Source organism: Pseudomonas huaxiensis (assembly GCF_003231275.1).
Lineage (GTDB): Bacteria > Pseudomonadota > Gammaproteobacteria > Pseudomonadales > Pseudomonadaceae > Aquipseudomonas > Aquipseudomonas huaxiensis.
This window is the reverse complement of record NZ_QKVL01000036.1, coordinates 35,051-59,223: the sequence shown is the minus strand read 5'-3', so window position 1 is coordinate 59,223 and position 24,173 is coordinate 35,051. Positions and strand designations below refer to the sequence as shown.

At 62.7% G+C, this 24,173-nt stretch carries 21 protein-coding genes and 2 pseudogenes; 15 read left to right on the top strand and 8 right to left on the bottom strand.

The window, feature by feature from the left end:
* Nucleotides 1–220, top strand: a 220-nt coding sequence (locus DM374_RS26150) for a DUF6708 domain-containing protein (RefSeq protein ID WP_318531822.1), incomplete at its 5' end; no start/stop codon positions are given.
* A gap of 112 nt (nt 221–332) precedes the next feature.
* Here DM374_RS26150 and DM374_RS26145 read toward each other — a convergent pair.
* The 3 genes from DM374_RS26145 to DM374_RS26135 form a co-directional block, all read right to left on the bottom strand.
* Nucleotides 333–752 carry a DUF3010 family protein gene (locus tag DM374_RS26145; protein ID WP_110972477.1) on the bottom strand — a complete coding sequence of 140 codons (420 nt, stop codon included), beginning with the start codon at nt 750–752 and terminating at the stop codon, nt 333–335.
* A gap of 7 nt (nt 753–759) precedes the next feature.
* Entirely contained in the window at nt 760–1,167 is a 408-nt protein-coding gene (locus DM374_RS26140; RefSeq protein ID WP_110972476.1) for a lysozyme inhibitor LprI family protein, read from the bottom strand.
* Nucleotides 1,168–1,343: 176 nt separating this feature from the next.
* Nucleotides 1,344–2,093, bottom strand: a complete 750-nt coding sequence (locus DM374_RS26135; RefSeq protein ID WP_110972475.1) for a hypothetical protein — start codon at nt 2,091–2,093, stop codon at nt 1,344–1,346.
* A gap of 247 nt (nt 2,094–2,340) precedes the next feature.
* Here DM374_RS26135 and DM374_RS26125 point away from each other — a divergent pair, with 247 nt between their 5' ends.
* The 8 genes from DM374_RS26125 to DM374_RS26090 all read left to right on the top strand — a co-directional run bounded on the left by DM374_RS26125 (nt 2,341) and on the right by DM374_RS26090 (nt 12,912).
* Nucleotides 2,341–3,318 carry a dipeptidase gene (locus DM374_RS26125; RefSeq protein ID WP_110972474.1) on the top strand — a complete coding sequence of 326 codons (978 nt, stop codon included), beginning with the start codon at nt 2,341–2,343 and terminating at the stop codon, nt 3,316–3,318.
* Nucleotides 3,319–3,392: 74 nt separating this feature from the next.
* Nucleotides 3,393–3,923: a DUF5943 domain-containing protein gene (locus DM374_RS26120; RefSeq protein WP_110972473.1), complete on the top strand. Its 531-nt coding sequence runs from the start codon at nt 3,393–3,395 to the stop codon at nt 3,921–3,923.
* Nucleotides 3,924–3,940: 17 nt separating this feature from the next.
* Nucleotides 3,941–6,001, top strand: coding sequence for a dimethylglycine demethylation protein DgcA (dgcA, locus tag DM374_RS26115; RefSeq protein WP_110972472.1), 2,061 nt, complete (start codon nt 3,941–3,943; stop codon nt 5,999–6,001).
* A 152-nt stretch (nt 6,002–6,153) separates the two neighbouring features.
* Nucleotides 6,154–8,100 carry a dimethylglycine demethylation protein DgcB gene (gene dgcB / locus DM374_RS26110; RefSeq protein WP_110972471.1) on the top strand — a complete coding sequence of 649 codons (1,947 nt, stop codon included), beginning with the start codon at nt 6,154–6,156 and terminating at the stop codon, nt 8,098–8,100.
* Nucleotides 8,100–9,323 carry an electron transfer flavoprotein subunit alpha gene (etfA, locus tag DM374_RS26105; protein WP_110972470.1) on the top strand — a complete coding sequence of 408 codons (1,224 nt, stop codon included), beginning with the start codon at nt 8,100–8,102 and terminating at the stop codon, nt 9,321–9,323. The genes dgcB and etfA overlap by 1 nt, the downstream gene beginning before the upstream one ends.
* Nucleotides 9,324–9,338: 15 nt before the next feature.
* Nucleotides 9,339–10,109, top strand: coding sequence for an electron transfer flavoprotein subunit beta (gene etfB / locus DM374_RS26100; RefSeq protein WP_110972469.1), 771 nt, complete (start codon nt 9,339–9,341; stop codon nt 10,107–10,109).
* A gap of 771 nt (nt 10,110–10,880) precedes the next feature.
* The gene (locus DM374_RS26095; protein WP_110972468.1) at nt 10,881–11,792 is read left to right on the top strand and encodes an RHS repeat-associated core domain-containing protein; all 912 of its coding nucleotides are present in this window, start codon (nt 10,881–10,883) and stop codon (nt 11,790–11,792) included.
* A 127-nt stretch (nt 11,793–11,919) separates the two neighbouring features.
* A complete protein-coding gene (locus tag DM374_RS26090; protein ID WP_110972467.1) occupies nt 11,920–12,912 on the top strand; it encodes an RHS repeat-associated core domain-containing protein in 993 nt (330 codons plus the stop codon).
* A gap of 62 nt (nt 12,913–12,974) precedes the next feature.
* On the opposite strand, the gene gbcA is transcribed toward DM374_RS26090, so the two are convergent.
* Nucleotides 12,975–14,264 carry a glycine-betaine demethylase subunit GbcA gene (gene gbcA, locus DM374_RS26085; RefSeq protein ID WP_110972466.1) on the bottom strand — a complete coding sequence of 430 codons (1,290 nt, stop codon included), beginning with the start codon at nt 14,262–14,264 and terminating at the stop codon, nt 12,975–12,977.
* Nucleotides 14,265–14,546: 282 nt separating this feature from the next.
* On the opposite strand from gbcA, the gene gbcB reads away from it, so the two are divergent.
* Nucleotides 14,547–15,650, top strand: a complete 1,104-nt coding sequence (gbcB, locus tag DM374_RS26075; protein WP_110972465.1) for a glycine-betaine demethylase subunit GbcB — start codon at nt 14,547–14,549, stop codon at nt 15,648–15,650.
* Nucleotides 15,651–15,659: 9 nt separating this feature from the next.
* On the opposite strand, the gene DM374_RS26070 is transcribed toward gbcB, so the two are convergent.
* From DM374_RS26070 to DM374_RS34670, 3 genes and pseudogenes are all read right to left on the bottom strand, one after another.
* A complete protein-coding gene (locus DM374_RS26070; protein WP_110972464.1) occupies nt 15,660–16,535 on the bottom strand; it encodes a hypothetical protein in 876 nt (291 codons plus the stop codon).
* A gap of 364 nt (nt 16,536–16,899) precedes the next feature.
* Nucleotides 16,900–17,763 carry a methyl-accepting chemotaxis protein gene (locus tag DM374_RS34675; protein ID WP_371864292.1) on the bottom strand — a complete coding sequence of 288 codons (864 nt, stop codon included), beginning with the start codon at nt 17,761–17,763 and terminating at the stop codon, nt 16,900–16,902.
* Nucleotides 17,755–18,510 (bottom strand): annotated as a pseudogene (locus tag DM374_RS34670) (MCP four helix bundle domain-containing protein); the annotation flags it as partial. The gene DM374_RS34675 and the pseudogene DM374_RS34670, both read right to left, overlap by 9 nt.
* A gap of 296 nt (nt 18,511–18,806) precedes the next feature.
* Here DM374_RS34670 and DM374_RS26060 point away from each other — a divergent pair.
* The 4 genes and pseudogenes from DM374_RS26060 to DM374_RS34520 all read left to right on the top strand — a co-directional run bounded on the left by DM374_RS26060 (nt 18,807) and on the right by DM374_RS34520 (nt 21,451).
* Nucleotides 18,807–19,037, top strand: coding sequence for a hypothetical protein (locus DM374_RS26060; protein WP_095156236.1), 231 nt, complete (start codon nt 18,807–18,809; stop codon nt 19,035–19,037).
* A complete protein-coding gene (locus tag DM374_RS26055; RefSeq protein WP_095156235.1) occupies nt 19,034–19,336 on the top strand; it encodes a cell division protein ZapA in 303 nt (100 codons plus the stop codon). Before DM374_RS26060 ends, DM374_RS26055 begins: the two co-directional genes overlap by 4 nt.
* A gap of 99 nt (nt 19,337–19,435) precedes the next feature.
* Nucleotides 19,436–20,584: pseudogene (locus tag DM374_RS34525) on the top strand (HAMP domain-containing protein); the annotation flags it as partial.
* A gap of 129 nt (nt 20,585–20,713) precedes the next feature.
* A complete protein-coding gene (locus DM374_RS34520; protein ID WP_404821382.1) occupies nt 20,714–21,451 on the top strand; it encodes a methyl-accepting chemotaxis protein in 738 nt (245 codons plus the stop codon).
* Nucleotides 21,452–21,537: 86 nt separating this feature from the next.
* On the opposite strand, the gene DM374_RS26045 is transcribed toward DM374_RS34520, so the two are convergent.
* Entirely contained in the window at nt 21,538–22,578 is a 1,041-nt protein-coding gene (locus tag DM374_RS26045; RefSeq protein ID WP_110972461.1) for a threonine aldolase family protein, read from the bottom strand.
* Nucleotides 22,579–22,917: 339 nt separating this feature from the next.
* Here DM374_RS26045 and glyA point away from each other — a divergent pair, with 339 nt between their 5' ends.
* Entirely contained in the window at nt 22,918–24,171 is a 1,254-nt protein-coding gene (gene glyA / locus DM374_RS26040) for a serine hydroxymethyltransferase (protein WP_110972460.1), read from the top strand.
* Nucleotides 24,172–24,173 lie beyond the last annotated feature (2 nt).

Genomic DNA, 24,173 nt, shown 5'->3' with positions numbered 1-24,173 from the left:
GAACGAAGTCATCGACCGCTTCCCACTGACCGCCATGGGCGCCGACGCACACGCATGGGCCTATGTCTGCACCTACATGCAACAAGGCCCTGATGCCCTACCGCCGCCGGGGCCGCCCTGGGACCATAACGATGTGCTGTGGTGCAACGTCGCCATGCTGCTGGCGCCGAAGGTCGAGTGGCCGGCCGATATGGACCGGGAGTCGAGGACGGCGCCATGAGTGATAGGTCGATGGATTTCAAGGCTGGGGCTTCTGAAGCTCCCCAGCCGTAGCTCCAACCTTCTGGACGTTCGATGTAGCACCTCCCAGAAACCTGCCCCTTCGCCTCTACTCAGCGTCGGCCAAACAACAACGCACCCGCGCTTTTCCACGCCTCGTGCTGATACTTGTTGAGCGCCGCAGGTGGGGTCAGGTCGTGCTTTTTGCCTTGCGCGGTAATGGTCTGCGGCGATACCAGGTGCACCTCGCAGCCGTTGAGCAATTGCAGCAGGCCCTCCATCTTGAAGGTCACCGGGCCGCCGGCGAAGTCGCCTTTCTTGCCGCGCTTCTTGATCGCCACGTGAGTGATGCCGTGCTCGTTCATGAAGGCCTGAACCCGAGCGGCGAACGCTTTCACTTGGGCGGCGTCTTCGTCGTCGTCGAGGGCGATCTTCTTGGTCGTGGTGGGCTGGTGCAGCGGCTGGTTGCCGTCGAGACTGGCGACGGCCAGCAGGGCTTCGCTGCCCTTGAGTTCGATACCGCAGATTTTCATGTCGGGCTCAATCGGAAGTGGGCAGGCCGAGGGATTGCAGATACTCGGAGCGGTCGTCGTTGCGCTGGGCGATGCAGGTGTTTTGCGCTGCCTCGAAGGCCTTGCCGGCAGGGACGTCGTAGGTCTCGACACGGCAGTCGGCATCGCGCAGTTGCTTCCAGATTGCTTCGGCATCGTTCAGGCGCTTGCTCAGCTCGGCGATTTTCGTGGCCTTGCCCGAGTATTGCTCCTTGATGCGGTCCTGCAGGTCGGCGAAGGCCGCCTCAAGTTCACGCTCGGAACTGGTGCGGCTGAAGTGCGCGCACTCGTAGTTCTGCTGATCAGTCTCGACGTTGTCGCACGGCGTGCTTTCTTCTTCGCTGGCGTGGGCGCCAACGGCAAGGGTGGCCAGCATCAGCCAGAGCAAAGATTTCATCTGCGGCATCCTCCCAGGGGCACATGGGCAGCGATTCTCGCTCAGCGCCACGGCAAAGAACAGCGCCTGTCCATGAAGGTTTGCAGTTGTTGATATTGATTATCGGTTGTCGCGTGCGTCGCCGGCGAATATGCCGGCGACAGCTCAGTTAAAACCTTCCAGTTGTGCGCTATCGATCAAATCGCCAGCCGCGCAATGAACTGACCGGCGTTGCCGCCGAGCTTGTCCAGTACCGCTTCGCGCACCTGGCTGTAGACCCCGGTATTGAGCACAGCCAGTTGCGCCGAGCGGTATACCTGTACTTCGTGCTGGTGGTAGGTGAAGAACAGGATCTTGTAGCGCAGCGAGTTGTGGATGAACTGCATGCAGTTGAGCAACATCGACACGTTACCTTCGGCCGTCTGCGAGCACGGTAGAACCTGGAACATGCCCAGCCAGCCGTGATCGCTGTGGCGCTCGAAGAGTGCCAGGGCCTGCGGCTGTTTCTTCAGCGCCTCGAAGGTCTTCTTCATCACGGGCTCGAAGCCGGCGCCGCCCACCGTAGACTCGATGATTTCCAGGGCCACCTGATCCATGGTGAAGGTCTCGCGTTTGGGCACATAGTGCTCGATCGAGCTGTTGGAGACGGTCCAGCCCAGTTTGCCCAGCCCTTCGGTATAGAAACGGAACCACTGTTCACGTTGCTGCGCCTTGTCGAAGGCTTTGCTCGCGGCCAGTTGCATGAGCAGGGTGCTGTTGAGCACATCTTCGCGGTTCTGCTGGCTCAAGCCGGAGACAAAGGACACTACGCTGTGCCCGGCGATGCGGGCGCTGTCGGTGTCGACGCTGTCGGTTATCGGCACGGCCGGGGTTTGCAGCAGTGGGGCGCCGGCATCCGGCAGCGACAGCCCAGCGATGAAATCGAGTATTTCGGTTGAGTGGGTCATCACGAACTCCTTTGAAGTGGTCAGCGCCGCCGATACTGGCGGCTGCCCGCCCCTTGCTGGCAGATGGACACCCTTCACGCCCGGCCTGCCTTTCCCCGCCTGCTCGCGACGCTTTGTCGCGCTTTGACGCTTTCGGCAATTCCCCTGTCGTTTTTGCACCGGGGCGACAATCCCCCGAGGCATATGCTGGCCCCAATAGCGCCGGCAGACGATTCGGCGCGGGAATACCAAAAAAGGGGACTGCCTGATGAGCCCAGCCGAATTACACGCAGACAGCATCGTTATCGACGGGCTGATCATCGCCAAATGGAACCGTGAACTGTTCGAGGACATGCGCAAAGGTGGCCTGACCGCGGCCAACTGCACCGTGTCGGTTTGGGAAGGCTTCAAGGCCACGGTCGACCAGATCGCTGCCAGCCAGAAGCTGATCCGCGAGAACAGCGACCTGGTCATGCCGGTGCGCACCACCGCCGACATCCGCAAGGCCAAGGAACTGGGCAAGACCGGCATCCTCTTCGGCTTCCAGAACGCCCATGCGTTTGAAGATCAGATCGCCTACGTCGACGTGTTCAAGCAGCTCGGCGTGGGCATCGTGCAGATGTGCTACAACACCCAGAACCTGGTCGGCACCGGCTGCTACGAGCGTGATGGCGGGCTGTCGGGCTTCGGTCGCGAAATCGTCGCCGAGATGAACCGTGTCGGCATCATGTGCGACCTGTCCCACGTCGGTTCCAAGACCTCTGAGGAAGTCATCCTCGAATCGAAAAAACCGGTCTGCTATTCCCACTGCCTGCCTTCCGGCCTCAAGGAACACCCGCGCAATAAGTCCGATGCCGAACTGAAGTTCATCGCCGACCACGGCGGTTTCGTCGGCGTGACCATGTTCGCGCCATTCCTGGCCAAGGGCATCGACTCGACCATCGACGACTACGCCGAAGCCATCGAATACACGATGAATATCGTCGGTGAAGACGCCATCGGTATCGGTACCGACTTCACCCAGGGGCACGGCCAGGACTTCTTCGAGTACCTGACCCACGACAAGGGCTACGCCCGTCGTCTGACCAGTTTCGGCAAGATCATCAACCCGCTGGGCATCCGCACCGTGGGCGAGTTCCCCAACCTCACCGAGACCCTGCTCAAGCGCGGCCATTCCGAGCGCGTGGTGCGCAAGATCATGGGCGAAAACTGGGTCAATGTCCTGCGTGATGTCTGGGGCGAATAAGCCTCCGAAGCACTTCTTCTAACCCCCGCATCAGGGCGGGGGCAGCCAACCAAATTTTCTGGAGTTGAGTTTCCATGGCCAAGATCGCCCCGCAATTGCCAATCGAAGTCGACAGCGAGACCGGTGTCTGGACCAGCGACGCCCTGCCGATGCTCTACGTGCCACGGCATTTCTTCGTCAACAACCACATGGGCATCGAGGAAGTGCTGGGCGCTGAGGCCTACGCCGAGATCCTCTACAAGGCCGGCTACAAGTCCGCCTGGCACTGGTGCGAGAAAGAGGCTGAATGTCATGGCCTGGAAGGCGTGGCGGTGTTCGAGCACTACATGAAACGCCTGTCCCAGCGCGGCTGGGGCCTGTTCAAGATCCAGGACATCGACCTGGAAAAGGGTACCGCCAGCGTCAAGCTCGAACACTCCGCGTTCGTCTACGTCTACGGCAAGGTCGGGCGCAAGGTCGACTACATGTTCACCGGCTGGTTCGCCGGGGCCATGGACCAGATCCTCGCCGCCCGCGGCAGTTCGATCCGCACGGTCGCCGAGCAGGTCTACGGCGGTTCTGAAGAAGGCCACGACGACGGCCTGTTCATCGTCAAGCCGTTGTAAGCCGAGGAGCCCGCGCCATGGCGTTCGAAGCTATGTTCCAGCCGATCCAGATCGGCAAACTGACCATCCGCAACCGCGTGCTCAGTACCGCGCACGCCGAGGTGTATGCCACCGACGGCGGCATGACCACCGACCGCTATGTGAAGTACTACGAAGAGAAGGCCAAGGGCGGCATCGGCATGGCCATCTGCGGCGGCTCTTCGGTGGTTGCCATCGACAGCCCGCAGGAGTGGTGGGCGTCGGTGAACCTGTCTACTGACCGGATCATTCCGTACTTCCAGAACCTCGCTGACGCCATGCACAAGCATGGCGCCAAGATCATGATCCAGATTACCCACATGGGCCGTCGCTCGCGTTGGGACGGCTTCAACTGGCCGACCCTGATGTCGCCGTCGGGTATCCGTGAACCCGTGCACCGCGCCACCTGCAAGACCATCGAGCCGGAAGAGATCTGGCGGGTGATCGGCAACTATGCGCAAGCGGCCCGCCGCGCCAAGGCCGGCGGCCTGGACGGCGTGGAACTGTCGGCGGTGCACCAGCACATGATCGACCAGTTCTGGAGCCCGCGGGTCAACAAGCGTACCGACGAATGGGGCGGCAGCTTCGAAGGCCGGATGAAGTTCGGTCTGGAAGTGCTCAAGGCGGTCCGCGCCGAGGTTGGCCCGGACTTCTGTGTCGGCATGCGTATCTGCGGTGACGAATTCCACCCCGATGGCCTCAGCCACGAGGACATGAAGCAGATCGCCCAGTACTACGACGCCACCGGCATGGTGGACTTCTTCGGCGTGATCGGTTCGGGCTGCGACACCCACAACACCCTGGCCAACGTCATCCCGAACATGAGCTATCCGCCGGAGCCGTTCCTGCACCTGGCGGCGGGCATCAAGGAGGTGGTGAAGGTTCCGGTGCTGCACGCGCAGAACATCAAGGACCCGAACCAGGCTACGCGCATCCTCGAAGGCGGCTACGTCGACATGGTCGGCATGACCCGCGCGCACATCGCCGACCCGCACCTTATCGCCAAGATCAAGATGGGCCAGATCGACCAGATCAAACAGTGCGTCGGCGCCAACTACTGCATCGACCGCCAGTACCAGGGCCTGGATGTGCTGTGCATCCAGAACGCCGCGACCTCCCGTGAATACATGGGCGTGCCGCACATCATCGAGAAATCCACAGGGGCCAAACGCAAGGTGGTGATCGTCGGTGCCGGCCCTGCCGGCATGGAAGCGGCGCGGGTTGCCGCCGAGCGTGGCCACGACGTGACCCTGTTCGAGAAGAAAGACCAGATCGGCGGGCAGATCACCACTGCCTCCAAGGCGCCGCAACGTGACCAGATCGCCGGCATCACCCGCTGGTATCAATTGGAGCTGGCGCGGCTGAAAGTCGACCTGCGCCTGGGCACTGCAGCCGATGCCGACACCATCATGGACCTGCGCCCGGACATCGTGGTGCTGGCAGTGGGCGGCCATCCTTTCGTCGAGCAGAACGAACACTGGGGCGCCGCCGAAGGGCTGGTGGTCAGCAGTTGGGACGTGCTCGACGGCAAGGTGGCGCCGGGCAAGAACGTGCTGGTCTACGACACCATTTGCGAATTCACCGGCATGTCAGTGGCCGACTTCCTCGCCGACAAAGGCAGCCAGGTGGAAATCGTCACCGACGATATCAAGCCTGGGGTCGCGATTGGCGGGACCTCGTTCCCCACGTACTACCGCAGCATGTACCCCAAGGAAGTGATCATGACCGGCGACCTGATGCTGGAAAAGGTCTACCGCGAGGGCGACAAGCTGGTGGCGGTGCTGGAGAACGAATACACCGGCGCCAAGGAAGAGCGGGTGGTGGACCAGGTGGTGATCGAGAACGGCGTGCGGCCTGACGAGGCGCTGTATTACGCGCTCAAGGAGGACTCGCGCAACAAGGGCCAGATCGACGTCGAAGCCCTGTTCGCCATCCAGCCGCAGCCGATCCTCAGCCAGCCGGGTTCGGGTTACCTGCTGTACCGCATCGGCGACTGTGTGGCCCAGCGCAATACCCATGCGGCGATCTATGACGCCTTGCGGCTCTGCAAGGACTTCTGATCGGGCGCGGGAGCGGGCTGTTCGGGGGCCGCGTTGCGGCCCATCGCGAGCAAGCTCGCTCCTACAGATAATCGGTGCGCCGCAGTTCTTGTAGGAGCGAGCTTGCTCGCGATGAGGCCGGCCCCATGCAACCACTCCAGTGGGAGCTTCCCATGCTGAACGTTCTTCTTCCCATCCTGCTGTTCGCCGCGCTCGGCCTGGCCGTGCTCGGCGCCGTGCGGCGGGTGCGCATGTGGCGCCAGGGGCGACCGTCGAAGGTCAACCTGCTGGCCGGCCTGCTGGCCATGCCGCGCCGCTATCTGGTCGATCTCCACCATGTGGTGGAGCGCGACAAGTACATGTCGAAAACCCACGTGGCCACCGCTGGCGGCTTCGTCCTGTCCGCCGTGCTGGCCATCGTCGTGCACGGTTTCGGCCTGCATAACCAGATCCTCGGCTACGCGCTGCTGGCCGCCACCGTCGTGATGTTCTGCGGCGCGCTGTTTGTCTTCAAACGCCGGCTCAACCCGCCCGCGCGGCTGTCGAAAGGCTCGTGGATGCGCCTGCCGAAAAGCCTGCTGGTGTTCTCCACCACCTTCTTCATCGCCACCTTGCCGGTGGCCGGGATCCTGCCGGAAGGTTTCGGTGGCTGGTTCGTGGTTGCCCTGCTCGGGCTGGGCGTTGTCTGGGGAGTGTCGGAGCTGTTCTTCGGCATGACCTGGGGCGGCCCGATGAAGCACGCCTTCGCCGGCGCCCTGCACCTTGCCTGGCACCGCCGCGCCGAACGCTTCGGCGGCGGCCGCTCCACCGGTCTCAAGCCGCTGGACCTGGAAGACCGCAGCGCGCCGCTCGGCGTGGAAAAACCCAAGGACTTCACCTGGAACCAGTTGCTCGGCTTCGACGCCTGCGTGCAGTGCGGTAAATGCGAAGCCATGTGCCCGGCTTTCGCCGCCGGCCAGCCACTGAACCCGAAAAAGCTGATTCAAGACATGGTCATCGGTCTGGCCGGTGGTACTGACGCGCAATTCGCCGGCAGCCCGTACCCAGGCAAAGCCATCGGCGAACACGGCGGCAATCCGCACCAGCCGATCGTCAACGGCCTGGTGGACGCCGAGACGCTGTGGTCCTGCACCACGTGTCGCGCCTGCGTCGAGGAATGCCCGATGATGATCGAGCACGTCGATGCCATCGTCGACATGCGCCGTTACCTGACCCTGGAAAAAGGCGCCACGCCGAACAAGGGCGCCGAAGTGCTGGACAACCTGATCGCCACCGACAACCCCGGCGGCTTCAACCCGGGCGGGCGGATGAACTGGGCCGCCGACCTCAACCTCAAGCTGCTGTCCGAGGTGAAGAGCACCGACGTGCTGTTCTGGGTCGGCGACGGCGCCTTCGACATGCGCAACCAGCGTACCCTGCGCGCCCTGGTCAAGGTGCTCAAAGCCGCCAACGTGGACTTCGCCGTGCTCGGCCTGGAAGAGCGCGACAGCGGTGACGTGGCGCGGCGCCTGGGTGACGAGGCGACCTTCCAGCAACTGGCCAAGCGCAATATCCAGACGATGGGCAAGTACCGCTTCCAGCGCATTGTCACTAGCGATCCGCACAGCTTCCATGTGCTGAAAAACGAATACGGCGCCTTCGGCGGCGACTATCAGGTGCAGCACCACAGCACCTACATCGCCGAACTGCTCGACGCCGGCAAACTCAACCTCGACGCCCACAAAGGCGGCAGTGTGACCTACCACGATCCGTGTTACCTCGGCCGCTACAACGGCGAATACGAGGCGCCGCGGCAGGTACTGCGCGCCCTTGGCATCGAGGTCAAGGAAATGGAGCGTTCCGGCTTCCGCTCGCGCTGCTGCGGCGGCGGTGGCGGTGCGCCGATCACCGACATTCCCGGCAAGCAGCGGATCCCCGACATGCGTATGGACGATATCCGCCAGACCGGTGCCGAAGTGGTGGCCGTGGGTTGCCCACAATGCACGGCGATGCTTGAAGGCGTGGTCGAACCCCGTCCGCTGATCAAGGACCTGGCCGAGCTGGTGGCCGACGCCCTGGTGGAAACCGAGGCGCCAAGCAAGCCGGCCGCGAACAAACGTGAACCCGCGGAGGTGCACTGATGAGCGACATTATCCGCCGCGACCCCCGTGCCGAATGGATCGCCCGTAACCGCCTGCACCCGCTGCACGCGGCCATGCAGGTGCAACAGACCACCTGGATGGGGCCCAACGGCGTCATTCGCAAGAACCCGCATGCAGTGGGCTTCATCGGCCCCAACGGTATCAAGCGCATCGACCGCAGCGGCGCCCAGCAGGGTGGCGCCAGCGGCAAGCGCAGCGCTGCGGCCGAAGTGCAGTTGCCGCTGCATCAGGTGCCGGCGCCGGCGTTCTACATTGCGGTGGTTCCGGACATGGTCGGCGGCCGCCTGAGCAGCCACGACCGCGACCTGCTCGGCCTGGCCCACAGCCTGGCCGGCAGCGACGGCGCGGTGCTGGCGGTGGTGTTCGGCGAGCAGAAGGAAAGCAACTTCGGCGGCAACGGCGTCGATCGCCTGTTGGTGATCGATGGCGACGAATTCCAGGGTTATGCACCGGAGCAACGTATCCAGGGCCTGCGGGCTGTGGATAACCAGCTCGGTCCACGCCATTGGTTGCTGCCTGACAGCCGTACCGGCGGCGGCGAACTGGGCCGGCGCTTTGCCGCGGCCCTGGGCGAACGCCCGGCCACACGCGTCTGGCAGGTCAAGGATGGCGTGAGCAGCGGCCGTGCCGGGGCCGGCCAGCAGGATCTGGTGCGCGCGTTGCCGCGGCTGATCCTGGCGTCGGCCGAGTGCGCCGAGCCAGTCAGCGAAACCCGTCATGAAGCCCTGCCGGTGGAGTTGTCCACAGGCGTGGCCCGTAGCCTGTCGCGGATCGAGGACCTCGGTCCGGTGGCCGTGGACCCGGCGGCGATAGCCATGGCCGAGGCCGAATTCATTGTTTCCGGCGGCAACGGCGTCAAGGACTGGGAACTGTTCCACCGCGCCACCGCTGCGCTCGGCGCCACTGAAGGCGCCTCGCGGGTGGCGGTGGACGACGGCTTCATGCCGCGCAATCGCCAGGTCGGTGCCACCGGTACCTGGGTCACTGCACGGGTTTATGTGGCGGTGGGCATCTCCGGGGCGATTCAGCACCTGCAAGGCATTGGCGCCTGCGACAAGGTGGTGGCCATCAACATGGACCCAGGTTGCGACATGATCAAACGGGCCGACCTGTCAGTGATCGGCGACAGCGCGGCAATCCTCCAGGCGCTGATCGAGGCTGTGGAAAACTTCCGCAACGGCGCCCGGCGCGACGCGGCATAAGGGCAGGGGACAGTTATGAACACGAAGGTCATCAGCCTGGTTTCGGTCGGCGCCCATCCTCTCTCGGGACGCAGCCGCCGCGCCGAACAGGACGCCCGCGCCGTGGAACTGGGCCTGCAACTGGCAGGCGAAGGCTTGCAGGTGCTGCACGCCGGCGACCCGCACGAAGACGCCTTGCGCGCCTATCTGGGCATGGGGCTGGCGCACCTGGATGTGCTGGAACAGCCCGCTGGCACCGATGTGCTCGGCGTGTTGGGCGATTATTTGCGCGATGCCGGCGCACAAGTGGTGCTGACCGGCAGCCAGGCGGAAACCGGCGAAGGCTCGGGCATGCTGCCGTACCTGCTGGCCGAGCGCCTGGGCTGGCCGCTGGTGGTGGGCCTGGCCGAGGTGGAATCCATCGACAACGGCACCGCCCAGGTGCTGCAGGCGCTACCGCGTGGTCAACGGCGCCGGCTCAAAGTGCGCCTGCCGTTTCTCGCCTCTGTGGATAACGCTGCACCCAAACCCCGGCAGACTGCATTCGGCCCGGCGCGGCGGGGTGTGTTGGCGGCGCGGGAAGTGGCGATTGTCGAGGATGAACTGCTCGCCAGCGCCGAACTGCAACCGGCCAAACCCCGGCCCAAGCGGCTCAAGGTGATCAAGGCGAAGAGCGGTGCCGACCGCATGAAAGCCGCGACGGCCAAGGCCAGCGGCGGCGGTGGGCAGGTGCTCAAGGATGTCAGCCCGCAGGCGGGCGCTGAGGCCATCATCAAGTTGCTGGTGGAGGAAGGCGTGCTGCGCTGAGCGGTTGTGCACAGAGGCTGTTGGCCTGACTGTGGATAAAGTGTTTGCTGTCCGCTGGAGGCCATGCGGGGCGGGGCTCTCAGAGAATTGGTCGAATTTTGATCAGTTTTCTGCGGCGGCCAGGCCGTGCGGGCCTTATCGCGACGGTTCGGCCCCCCAAAAAATACGTGGGTGGTACGTCTCGGCCTTGGTTGAATCCCCTCGCAGACAAAAACCAGCACTTGCCCACAATCCTTGTTAGCGCCTCTGTGGATAAACTGTTCTGTATCAATATAAATCCTTTAAATACAACAGCTTGTCGTTTTTGATCAAAAAACAACCAAACCCCGCCTTTCTCTCTCCGAATCCCCGTTAAAGCCCCAAAAACCGCAGCGTTGGCGAGTTATCCACTTCTGCTCTTCAGACGGGAAAAGTTCCACACATTCTCTGTTGGCCTGCTTGTGGATAAGGTGTTCGCCAACCGCTACACGCCTTTAATTCAAAGGCTTGTAGGGTTTTGATCGAAAAATAACCAAAACCCGCTTGTGAACAAAATCCAGCGCAAACGGGGTTTTCCACAGCGGTTGCCCACAATTGCTGTGAGTCGTCCTGTGGATAAAGTGTTCACCATCCCTCAATGGCCCAATGAACACGGGTGTTTGCGGTGGGTGATCAAAAAACATACAGGCCGTGGCATGTCATGTTGCCACCTGATAAAAATGCCAGTAGAGGGGCGGAAGCAGTCAGGCTAGCGTGTAGGTTGCCGATCGCCGGAATCTGGAGATTGTCCTCATGCCAAAGACTCTGCTCATAGCCCCTGATGTGCACAACACGCCCCTGGCCGAAGTTGGCCGTTCAGCACTGAACCCGGTGTTGCATACGCCCTATGGAGTGCAGAGTTCGGACGCACCCTTGGCGATCCGTATGGGTTTCAACGGTCAGTTCAGGGAGCCGCAGGGCTGGTATTGCCTGGGCAATGGGTATCGGGTGTACAACCCAGTACTGAAACGATTCCACAGTCCGGACCGCATCAGCCCGTTCGGCAAGGGGGGCATCAACCCTTATGCGTATTGCCAGGGAGATCCGGTCAACCATACCGATCCGACGGGGCAGTTCATTGAGTGGCTGGGCAGCAACCCGCTTCACAGCCTGGGCGTGAATATCGCACTGATGCTGGGCAACATCGTGACGACTATCCTGTCACCCGTAGGCGGTGCCGCGTTGTGGTCCACACGTTTTAGTCTGCTCGGTGCCACATTGGGTGCTGCGGGAGCCAGTATGCAGTTAGGCGGAATTCAGGCGGCAAAAGCGGTCTCGATTGCCGGCACCCTCGGTTCGTTGGCAGGTGCCAGCCTGCGCGTGGGGCTTGGCATTCAGACGATTTATGACAACCGCAACCTCGTTGGAATTCAAACGGCCGTTTCCAAGGGGATGAGAACCTTGTTTCTCGGGCCGGGTAAAGTGCCACCGGGCGCTACCGGTACACCTCCCCCTTCGCTTGCCTCTGCCGTTGCTGCGTCCACGATACGTCGCGCCTCGTCATCTTCTAGCGCCTCGTCATCTACTGCACCTACGATTAGGGCCGCCATGAACGAATGGAGTTTCGCAAGTACTCACTCCCAAATGAGTGTCCCAAGTATTCTGGACGGAGTTGCCGAGCCTGTTGGTATCAGGACGTGGATGTCGTTGGGGCCGTGGGGCTAGTGCACGTTTGTCGCCTTCCCTGGCAGCTGTGTGACCGGTACGACCCTGCTAAAAGCGTGAGTAGGACCTGCATGCACATGACGGTATTTTCGAAGACGGATCTGCCGACTGTTCCAAGGAGAAACCCATGAACCGCCTGGGACTTGCATCGGGTAGCACCGTACTCTTGGCCACTGACCGCAGTGGCAGCGTATTGGCCGAGAGCACGCCCGGGGCGATCAACCGAATCGCTTACAGCCCCTACGGCAGCCCGACCGCCAACCGCCCGCCGCAATCGCGTCTGGGCTTCAATGGCGAGTTCAGGGAACGACCACAGGGCTGGTATCACCTGGGCAATGGCCACCGCGTCTACAACCCGGTGTTGATGCGTTTCCACAGCCCGGACCGACTCAGTCCGTTTGCCGAGGGCGGGCTCAATCCCTATGCCTATTGCCTTGGCGATCCGCTGAATTACGTCGACCCGACCGGCCGTGCGGCTAGCTGGCATCACATTGTGACTGGCGTGACCATCGGAGTGGGGTTGGTGTTGGGGGTCAAAGCGATGTTTCTTCCCATGCTCGCGAAGATGGCGGCCAAGAAAAACATTGTCTGGCTGACGAGTTACTTCAATGCCAAGCCGCCCATTCTCAGCTCCACCTTGGGCGGCCTCGATCGCATCAACGCACTGGTCGGGATTGGAGGTGCGGTTCCGGGTTTTGCCGGGATCGGACTCAGTTCAACTGAACAACCTGCGGGGGTCATGAAAGACATCTCCACAGCGCTCATGATGGCCAGCACTGTCTTGGGGGCGCAACAGATCTTCGGGCGGGCGATTGTGCAACTCTATCCGGTCGTTCCCACGTCAGGACGTCTTTCGCGCGGAGCCAGGTGGATTCATGGCAGGCACAAAATTGAGGCTGCCAATACAGCAGGTATCAAAGGCACCTTGGCGGACGGTGCAGTTGGCGGCAATGCGAGCCGGGCGACTTCTGGACAACCTCCTGCTCCACCAAATCCCAGTCCGCGTACTTCGCCCTCACCGGTACCCCAGGGGCCTCAGCAAACGCCATTCAACCGAAACGCCACTGTTCGAAAAGCCCTGCGCGGTAATCACGCAGATTTAGAAGAGACAAGGGTCTGATGAGGCGAGTGCCCCAAGGGTGACCAACGAGCGCGCGGGGCGTACCCCGCGCGCCTGTCTCACTACACCGAAACATCCTTCAAATAAGGCGCCGGCTCCGCCCCCAGGTTCGCCAGCACGCGCTGGCTGTACCAGTCGATGAAGTTCACCACGCCAAATTCATAGGTCTTCGAATACGGCCCTGGCTGGTAGGCGGTGGAGTTGATGCCGCGCTGGTTTTCTTCGGCCAGGCGACGGTCCTGGTCGTTGGTGGCGTCCCAGACTTCACGCATGCGCTGCGGGTCGTAGTCCACCCCTTCGACGGCGTCCTTGTGCACCAGCCACTTGGTGGTGACCTTGGTTTCCTGGGCGCTGATCGGCCACACGGTGAAGACGATCATGTGATCGCCCATGCAGTGGTTCCACGAGTGCGGCAGGTGCAGGATGCGCATCGAGCCGAGGTCGGGGTTCTGGATGCGACCCATGAGTTTCTGGCACGCCTGCTTGCCATCCATAGTCATCGACACGGTGCCTTTGAGCAGCGGCATACGCACGATGCGGTTACGCAGGCCATGGCTCTTGTGCAGGTACGGGATCTTCTCGGCGTCCCAGGCGGCGGCGGACGCGGCCACATGGTCCTTGAACGACTGGGTGGCACGCGGGTCGTTGGTGTCATCCCACTCCAGCAGGGTGTTGAGCAGTTCCGGGTGCGAACCACTGCAGTGGTAGCACTCGCGGTTGTTTTCCAGCACCAGTTTCCAGTTGGCCTTTTCCATCAGGGTGGTCTGCACCGCCACCTTGGTGTTCTCCATGTCGTACGGTTCCATGTAGTGCGCCAGGGTGGCGAGGAACTCGTCGATGGCCGGCGGGTTCTTCGCCAGGCTGATGAAGATGTAGCCGCCCGCGACCTTCACATGCACAGGCTTGAGCCCGTACTGCTTCATGTCGAAATCGGCGCCCATTTCGGTGCCGGCAAACAGCAGTCGGCCGTCCAGTTCGTAGGTCCACTGGTGATACGGGCAGACCAGCTTCGCCACCTTGCCCTTGTCGCTGGTGCACAGGCGCGAGCCGCGGTGCCGGCAGACGTTATGGAACGCGTGGACCTGACCCTCGGCACCGCGCACCACCATGATCGGGTTCTTGCCGATTTCCAGCGTGAGGAAGTTGCCCTTGGCCGGGATCTCGCAGGTCATGCCGGCGATCAGCCATTCCTTGTGGAAGATCTCCTGCATGTCGATTTCGAACAGGCGCTCGTCGGTATAGAACGGTTGTGGCAGGGAGTAGGTGCGCTCGCGTTTCTGCAGCATCTCGGCAGTGGCCTTGCGTGCAGGTTCCAGCGGGTCGCCCAGGCTCAGGGTGGTGGTAGCGTCCATCGTGTCGGTCCTCATGGCCTGTCCGGCCGGCGAAAGTGGCTAATCGTTGTTATGCGACGCAAGGCAATGACTGCGGGATCATTTGCGACGGAGTGTGCGTCCGGGCACGCCACGAACCATATCCATGGGCGACATGGCCGAATCCGTTTCCGACGAGCAAGCCCTTGCTGCCGGGGGCTGGTCGCGATAAGCACGCCGATGTCGTGAATGGGTAAGTGGGACGCTCGCGGCTTGCGCATTATCGTGGCCATAGAGCCGCAGTCGGCCGTGGAGACGAAGAGCATGTCCAATCCCTTTCTGAATCCGGTGACCACCCAGACCTGGGCCAACGGTCGCCATATCGTGCGTTGTGTCAAAGTGATCCAGGAGACCTGGGACGTTCGCACCTTCTGCTTCATGGCCGACCAGCCGATCATGTTCTTCTTCAAGCCGGGCCAGTTCGTCACCCTGGAGCTGGAAATCGAAGGCCAGCCGGTGATGCGTTCCTACACCATTTCCAGCTCGCCGTCGGTGCCCTACAGCTTCTCGGTCACCATCAAGCGCGTCCCCGGCGGCAAGGTCTCCAACTACCTGCACGACACCTTGCACGAAGGCCAGGAACTGGCGGTGCACGGTCCGGTCGGGCTGTTCAACGCCATCGACTTCCCCAGCCCGAAAGTGCTCTACCTCAGCGGTGGCGTCGGCATCACCCCGGTGATGTCCATGGCCCGCTGGTTCTACGACACCAACGGCAATGTCGACATGGTCTTCGTCCACAGCGCCCGTTCGCCCAAGGACATCATTTACCACCGCGAGCTGGAGCACATGGCGTCGCGGATCGACAACTTCAGCTTGCACATCATTTGCGAGAAGCACGGCCTGGGCGAGCCCTGGGCCGGCTATCGCGGCTACCTGAACCACAAGCTGCTGGAACTTATCGCGCCTGATTTCATGGAGCGAGAGATCTTCTGCTGCGGCCCGACGCCGTACATGACTGCGGTCAAGCGCCTGCTCGAAGCCGCCGGCTACGACATGCGCCGGTATCACGAGGAGTCGTTCGGCGCGACGCCGCCGGAAGCCAAGGCCGACGCAGTGGAGCATGCCGAACAGGCGGCCGAAGCGGCGGAAGAAGTGGAAGCCAGCGACCTGCACCTGGTGGAGTTCACCGCCACCGGCAAGAGCAGCCGCATTGCCCCCGGCGAGACGGTACACGCCGCAGCGGCGAAGGTCGGGCTGATGATTCCCAAGGCCTGTGGCATGGGCATCTGTGGCACCTGCAAGGTGCTCAAGCTGGGCGGCGAAGTGGAGATGGAGCACAACGGCGGCATTACCGACGAGGACGTGGCCGAGGGCTATATCCTGTCGTGCTGCAGCGTGCCGAAAGGGGATGTGCGGATCGAGTACTGAGGTCGGGCGTCACGAATGGAACTGGCGCTCAATCCAGAGCGCCAGCAATGCAAAGCCCGCGAGTGCCAGCCCGCGGGCTTTTTCATTCAGGCGCCAACCCGCCAGCACCGCGTGGGCGTGGGTCGCCATGGAGCCGACCATCGCTAGCGCGCCCAGCAGCACTGCGAGGCTGCCCAGCCCCGGATAGAACCGCTCGCCCACCAGGCGCAGGCTGACGACGGTATCCACCGCCGGAATGGCCGAGGCCATCAGTGCGCCCAACGACATCAGCCAGAGCCCGGGCAGCGCGATGCCGAGGTAATGCGGCGTGCCTTTGCTGGCGAGCGGTGTGAGGCTGATCTGCCAGAGCGCCGCCGCTACCGCCTGGAGCACGAATGCCGACCAGGAGAATTGCAACTGGCGCTGCGCCGTGTCCGTTTCCAGCAACAACATCGCGCCCATCGTCAGCAGGCCGAACACCAACGCCAGCAGCGGCGCGAGGATGACTTGCACGCGGCACAGCAGCGTCGGGCCGATAAACGCGGCCAGCGCCGCCAACATCAGCGCCAGGGCTTGCCAGTTGACGGGTGTGCCGGGCAGCAGGTGAATCGCCACGCGAGAGAGGGTTTCCAGATTCAGGACATGCAGCAGCAGGGCGATCGGCAGCAGGAGGATTGCGCAGCGCAGGGATCGGCACAGGGCGGGAGCCAGGCTACCGAGCAATACGGCAGGGATGATCGCCAGCAGCGATTGCCAGAGCGACAGGCCTTGCAGCGGGCCGAGAAAGCCAATCGCAAGGGGTACGGGGAGAAAGTGGCTGGCGAACCAGAAGGCGGCGGTCTGAGAGGGCGCGCGACACGTGCTGTCGGACGATTCTTGGAGCAGGCTGGCTTGAGCCTCGTTCATGGGCGATCCGGCGTTCGGAAGAGGTCTGGACGCCGAGAGGTTAGGGACTGGTCGGAATGTTCACAGGGGGAAATTGCATCAAATCATGCGAGGGGAGAAGGGGGGGATGACGGCGGAATCAGGGGTTTCCGGGGGATTTAGGCGGGATTTGTAGGACAGGGGCGTTGATGCGGTTTGGTGCTGGCGCGGGTGGCGGTAGGTTAAGTCGCTAAGAGTTGAGTTTTGTAGGTGGATTCTTGGTGGTGCTGTCCAGATTACGGGTGACGTGGTTTCGCGACGGTTCGGCGTCCCGACACGCTCGCTCGTTCAGGGTACAGGGATGTGCGAAGCCTTCAGGGGCGGCGTACCGCCCCGAAGACCAGGATCAGATCCTGAAGCGACCCACCAGGTTGTTCAGGTCCACCGCCAGGCGCGACAGCTCGGCGCTGGCCGCGCTGGTCTGGTGTGCACCAGTGGCCGACTGCACCGACAGGTCGTTGATGTTCACCAGGTTGCGGTCCACTTCGCGGGCGACCTGCGCCTGCTCCTCGGCGGCGCTGGCGATCACCAGGTTGCGCTCGTTGATCTGCGCTACCGCGCCGGTGATGGTTTCCAGCGCCATGCCGGCGCCACGGGCGATGCTCAAGGTTGACTCGGCGCGCTCGGTGCTGTTGCGCATCGAGCTGACGGCCTGTTCGGTGCCGCCCTGGATGCTGCCGATCATCCGCTCGATCTCGGCGGTGGACTGCTGGGTGCGGTGGGCGAGGGCGCGGACTTCATCGGCGACCACCGCGAAACCACGGCCGGCTTCACCGGCACGCGCCGCTTCGATCGCCGCGTTGAGGGCCAGCAGGTTGGTCTGGTCGGCCAGGCCGCGGATCACGTCCAGCACCTTGCCGATGTCGCGCGATTGTTCGGCCAGGTTGCCCACCAGCACCGAGGTGCTCTGCACATCGTTGCTCATGCGCTCGATGGCGCTGACGGTTTCCATGACCAGGTCACGGCCGTCGCCGGCGGAGCGGGTGGCTTCCTGCGACGCTTCGGAGGTGCTCACCGCATTGCGCGCCACTTCCTCGACGGCGCTGGTCATCTCGGTCACGGCGGTAGCCGCCTGCTCGATTTCGTTGTTCTGCTGTTGCAGGCCGCGGGCGCTTTCCTCGGTGACGCTGTTCAGCTCTTCAGCCGCCGACGCCAGTTGCGTGGCCGAGCCGGAAATCTGCTGCAAGGTGTCACGCAACTGCTCCTGCATCTGCGCGATGGCACGTTGCAGGCGTGCGGCTTCGTCTTTGCCTTCCGGGTGGATGACGTGGGTCAGGTTGCCTTCGGCAATCTTCTCGGCCACGCCCAGCACGTCTTCGATCGGCTTGACGATGCTGCGGGTCAGCAGCACGGCGCAGAGGAAGGTCAGCACCGTCGCCGCGACCAGCAGGGCGATGACCAGGCTGAACGCGGATTCATACTCGTTGGTGGCCGCCTGGTTGAAGTCGCGGGTCTGCTCGGTGTTGATCTTGATCAGCTTGTCCAGGAGCGCGGTGACCTGCTCCATGTTCTGCAGCAAATCGCGGTTGATCATGTCGCGCAGGGCCGGCAGGTCGCCGCTCTGCGACAACTGGCGCATGCGGGTTTCGAGCTGGCGGTACTGGCCGAGCACCTGTACGTACTGGTTGTATGTGGCGCGCTCTTCATCGGCGGCAATCAGCGGCTCGTAGATCTTGCGCTGGGCATCGATCTGCTCGTTGCGCTGGTCGAGTTGAGTGAGGGTGGTCTGCAGCAGGTCCGGCTCGCGGTTGATCATCAGGCGGTAGGACAGCGTGCGCAGGCGCAGGGTCATCAGGCTGATCTGGTCCAGGCTCTTGATGCTCGGCACCGTGACGCTTTCGATGTTCGCGCCGGCCTCGCGGATCTTGCTCATCTGGTTGAGGGCAAAGATGCCCAGAGTCAGCATCAGCGCGCCGATCAGCGCGAACCCCAGCAGTGCTCGCGGGGCAATATTCATGTTGCGTAGGGACATGGGTCGGATCCGAGTCAAGAAGGGACGCGATCCATGCGCCTGTTTTGGAGGAGTACTACTTGCCTATCGGTAAACGCGGGCTGGACTTGAGGTTTTGTCTGACAAAATATGAGCCGCCCATCGTCTTTCATGTAGGGGTTGTCCGACCAAATGCGGGAACCGGATGACCTATATCAGGTCAATGTGCACCAACGCGGGGCTCTGGCCCCGATATCTCTGGCGGGCATGTCGAGATTTCTTTATCGTGTGCGCCCCCCGCAATCACCCCCGAGAAGGCAATCATGTTGGACACCACTCTGAGTCAACTGGAACAACTGGTCGGCGAGCTGCTGCAAAAGAATCAGCAACTGGCCGAGCGCAATGCACAACTGGACACCGAGCTGAGCCAGGCCAAGGACGAGAACGAAAGCCTGCAACTGAGCCTGATGGAACAGGAAGACAAGAATGGCGCCACCACCGCACGCCTGCAGGCGCTGATCGAGCGTGCCAGCGCGGGTGCTGTTAGCGCATGAACGAGACCGCGCAGACGATCAATGTCGTCTCGATCATGGGCAACGACTACTCGATCAAGGCCCCGGAAGGCCAGGAGCACGTGCTCCACGAGGCGGTCCGGATGCTCAAGGCTTCCCTGGCCGATACCAAGCGCAATTACCCGTCGCTGATTGGTGACAAGTTGCTGGTTCTCGCGGCCCTGAACCTGTGCTCGCGACAGATCGAACTGCAGCAGTCGCACCAGCAGGCCCTCGACCGTTATCAAGAGCAAGTCAGCGCCACGGTCGACGCCATCTCCCAGGCCATCGTCAACAGTTGATCGCCTTGTGTGGGAGCGTTCCGGCTCCCACACCTACATCCCTTTCCCTCGTGTTTTTCAGTCCGACCTTACATTCGTGAGGGGCATTGTGCTGCTCGTATGGAATTATTGGATACCAATGTGTATACAATTGGCCTGTCATTTGCAGTACAGGTCTTATTTCTCCGAGGGAACTCCATGCACTTCTGGCGGCGCAGTATCCAGTGGCAACTGATCACAAGCATGGGCGCAGCCCTGTTGGTGAGCATTCTGATCGTGGTCGGTATCTACACGGTGGCGGTCAACCGGTTGACCGAGCGTTACCTGGTCGACACGGCATTGCCGGCCAGCATTGAGGCGATTCGTAACGACATCGAGCGGATGCTCAGCCGGCCCCTGACCGCGGCCGCCGACATTGCCCACAACACCTATCTGCGCGACTGGCTCGCCGCTGGCGAGGAACCTGCCGGGGCGCCGGCAGTGGTCGAGTACCTGGAAATCATGCGCGAGAAGAACCAGGCCTTCACGTCGGTGTTCGTCTCCACCGACACCAACCACTACTACAACGAGAAGGGCCTGGACCGGACTCTGAGCCGCAACAATCCGGCGGATAAATGGTTCTTCGGATTCGTCGATAGTGGCAACAATCGCATGCTCAATATCGATACCGATGGCGCCACCGGCGAGTTGGCGCTGTTCATCGACTACCGGATCGAGAAGGCCGGCAAGCTGGTGGGCATCGGCGGGCTTGGCCTGCGCATGACCGAGATGTCCGAACTGATCCACAACTTCAGCTTCGGCGAGCGCGGGCGGGTGATGTTGGTGCGCGGCGATGGCCTGATCCAGGTGCATCCGCAGAACGAGCATGGCGGCAAGCGGCAGTTGTCCGAGCAGATTGGCGAGGCCGCAGCGCAGGCGATCCTGGCGAAAACCGAGGGTTTGCAGAGCAGCCGCTTCGAGCGTGACGGCGAGCGCTATCTGGCCTTGAGCCTGCCACTGCGCGACTTGAACTGGCGCCTGGTGGCCGAGGTGCCGGAGTCGCAGATTTACGGGCAGATGCATGACGCGGTCTGGCTGACCTCATTGATCGGCGGCGCCGTGGCCTTGCTCTCGCTGCTGCTGGTGGTGCTGCTGGCGCGGGGCATCGCGCGGCCGATTCGCCAGGTGACCGACGCGCTGATCGCCATCGGCGATGGCGGCGGCGACCTCAGTCACCGCCTCGACGAAAGCCGCCGTGACGAACTGGGCGACCTGGCCCGGGGCTTCAACCGCTTCCTCGATGGCCAGCGCAACCTGATCGGCGAAGTCCTGCGCACCAGCGAGCAGTTGCGCAAGGCGGTCGGGCAGGTGATCCATGTGGTGGTCAGCACCGCCGATCGCTCGCTCAAGCAGCAGGAAATGACCGAAATGGTCGCCACTGCCGTGCACCAGATGGGCCTGACCGTGCAAGAAATCGCGCAGAACGCCGGCGACGCGGCGCATGCCTCGCAGACCGCCCGCGACGAAGCCTTGCAGGCGCGGGACGTGGTGCAGCGCTCGATTGCGCATATCGAAGGAATGTCCGGCGAGATCGGCACGGCAGCGGATGCGGTGAGTGAACTGGCCGAGGAAGTGGCGTCCATCGACAAGGTGCTGGCGGTGATCCGCAGCATTTCCGAACAGACCAACCTGCTGGCGCTCAATGCCGCCATCGAGGCGGCGCGGGCCGGGGAAATGGGCCGCGGCTTTGCTGTGGTGGCGGATGAAGTCCGCACCCTGGCGCAACGTACCCAGGTCTCGACCGGGGAAATCCAGCAGATGATCCAGCGCCTCAAACAAGGCACCGGCACCGCAGTGGCCTCGATGCATGCCGGGCAGACAGCGACGGGGACGGGGGTCGAGTCGAGTCAGCTCACGGGTGATTCATTGACCACCATCACCGGGCAGGTGGAGCGCATTAGCGACATGAACCTGCAGGTAGCGACGGCGACTGAAGAACAGTCGGCGGTGACCGAGGAGATCAACCGCAACGTGCAGGGGATTTCCGACCTGGCGCGGACGACGGCGACGGAAGTGGAGGCGTGCCGGAAGGATTGCGAGGCGTTGCAGCGGTTGGCCGATGATCTGGCCAAGCAGATGGGTGGATTCAAGCTCTAGATTGCAGGCCCTTCGCGAGCGAGCTCGCTCCTACAGATTGCGCCGATCCTGTAGGAGCGAGCTTGCCCGCGAAGGGCTGCACATGATCAGACGCCCATCACCGCCCGAATATCCGCCGCCAACTCCCGCACCCGCGCCTCTTCGGTATCCCAGGAACACATGAATCGCGCCCCGCCGCTGCCGATGAAGGTGTAGAACCGCCAGCCTTTATTACGCAGCTTTTCCAGTGCCGGCTCCGGCATCTGCAGGAATACGCCGTTGGCTTCCACCGGGAACATCAGTTCAACCCCCGGCACGTCCGCCACCAGGCTGCTGAGCAACTGCGCGCAGTGGTTGGCATGGGTGCCGTGGCGCAGCCAGGCGCCGTTCTCCAGCAGGCCGACCCACGGCGCCGACAGGAAGCGCATTTTCGACGCCAGTTGCCCGGCCTGTTTGCAGCGGTAGTCGAAGTCTTCGGCCAGCTTGTGGTTGAAGAACAGGATCGCCTCACCGACCGCCATGCCGTTCTTGGTGCCGCCGAAGCACAGCACGTCGATCCCGGCTTTCCAGGTCAGCTCGGCCGGCGAGCAGCCGAGGAAGGCGCAGGCGTTGGTGAAGCGCGCGCCGTCCATGTGCAGGTTCAGGCCCAGTTCCTTGCAGGTTTCGCTGATCGCCTTGAGTTCTTCGGGGCGGTACACGCTGCCGACTTCGGTGGCCTGGGTGATGGTGACCACGCGCGGCTTGGGGTAGTGGATGTCCTGGCGCTTGAGCGCGACTTCGCGGATCGATTCCGGGGTCAGCTTGCCGTTCTCGCTACGGGCGGTGAGCAGTTTGGATCCGTTGGAGAAGAACTCCGGCGCGCCGCATTCGTCGGTCTCGACGTGGGCGGTCTCGGAGCAGATCACGCTGTGGTAGCTCTGGCACAACGACGACAGCGCCAGCGAGTTGGCCGCGGTGCCGTTGAAGGCGAAGAACACCTCGCAGTCGGTTTCGAACAACTGGCGGAAATGGTCGGAGGCGCGGGCCGTCCACTGGTCGTCGCCGTAGGCGCGTTCATGGCCGTGATTGGCCTTTTCCATGGCGGCCCAGGCCTCGGGGCAGATGCCGGAATAGTTGTCGCTGGCGAATTGTTGGCTTTGTTCTGTCATGGCGCGAGTCCTGTGAGCGAGGCAGGGGAGCACTCTAATGCATCGATTAAGCAGTTGCCTATACAACCTGATTCTTGTGTCGTTTTTGGGGCCTCATCGCTGGCAAGCCAGCTCCCACAAGGACTGCATGCACCACACCTGTGGGAGCTGGCTTGCCAGCGATGAGGCCCCCAACCCACCGACTATCGCAAACAAGACAAAACAATGTCGTAAACGCACCTTTCCGTGGCGTGCGCAGGCATCTGGCCTGCGGGGCCCGGCCATACCATCGCTGCAAAGGATGCCGTCAATGCCACGGCGCCCGCCTACAAGACCTATGCCGCTGCCGGGAGAGATGCGATGTTCAGCAAGCAAGACCAGATTCAAGGTTATGACGATGCACTGCTGGCGGCGATGAATGCCGAAGAGCAACGTCAGGAAGATCACATCGAGCTGATCGCTTCCGAAAACTACACCAGCAAGCGGGTGATGCAGGCCCAGGGCAGCGGCCTGACCAACAAGTACGCCGAAGGCTATCCTGGCAAGCGCTACTACGGCGGCTGCGAACACGTCGACAAGGTCGAGGCGCTGGCCATCGAGCGCGCCAAGCAACTGTTCGGTGCCGACTACGCGAACGTCCAGCCGCACTCCGGCTCTTCCGCCAACAGCGCCGTCTATCTCGCCCTGCTGCAAGCCGGCGACACCATCCTCGGCATGAGCCTGGCCCACGGCGGTCACCTGACCCACGGCGCCAAAGTGTCGTCCTCGGGCAAGCTGTACAACGCCGTTCAATACGGCATCGACACCAACACCGGCCTGATCGATTACGACGAAGTCGAGCGCCTGGCCGTCGAGCACAAGCCGAAGATGATCGTTGCCGGCTTCTCCGCTTATTCCAAGACCCTCGATTTCCCGCGCTTCCGCGCCATCGCCGACAAGGTCGGTGCGCTGCTGTTCGTCGACATGGCCCACGTCGCCGGCCTGGTTGCCGCCGGCCTGTACCCGAACCCGCTGCCGTTCGCCGACGTGGTCACCACCACCACCCACAAGACCCTGCGCGGTCCGCGTGGCGGCCTGATCCTGGCCAAGGCCAACGAAGAGATCGAGAAAAAGCTCAACGCCGCGGTCTTCCCCGGCGCGCAAGGCGGCCCGCTGATGCACGTCATCGCCGGCAAGGCCGTGTGCTTCAAGGAAGCGCAGGAGCCCGGCTTCAAGACCTACCAGCAGCAGGTTATCGATAACGCCCAGGCCATGGCTGGCGTGTTCATCAAGCGTGGCTACGATGTAGTGTCCGGCGGTACCGACAACCACCTGTTCCTGGTCAGCCTGATCCGTCAGGGCCTGACCGGCAAAGAGGCCGATGCCGCCCTTGGCCGCGCCCATATCACCGTCAACAAGAACGCCGTGCCGAACGACCCGCAATCGCCGTTCGTGACCTCGGGCCTGCGTATCGGCACCCCGGCCGTCACCACGCGCGGCTTCAAGGTCGCCCAGTGTGTGGAACTGGCTGGCTGGATCTGCGACATCCTCGACAACCTCGGCGACGCCGATGTGGAAGCCGATGTGGCGCGCAACGTGTCGGCACTGTGTGCGGACTTCCCGGTTTACCGCTGAGT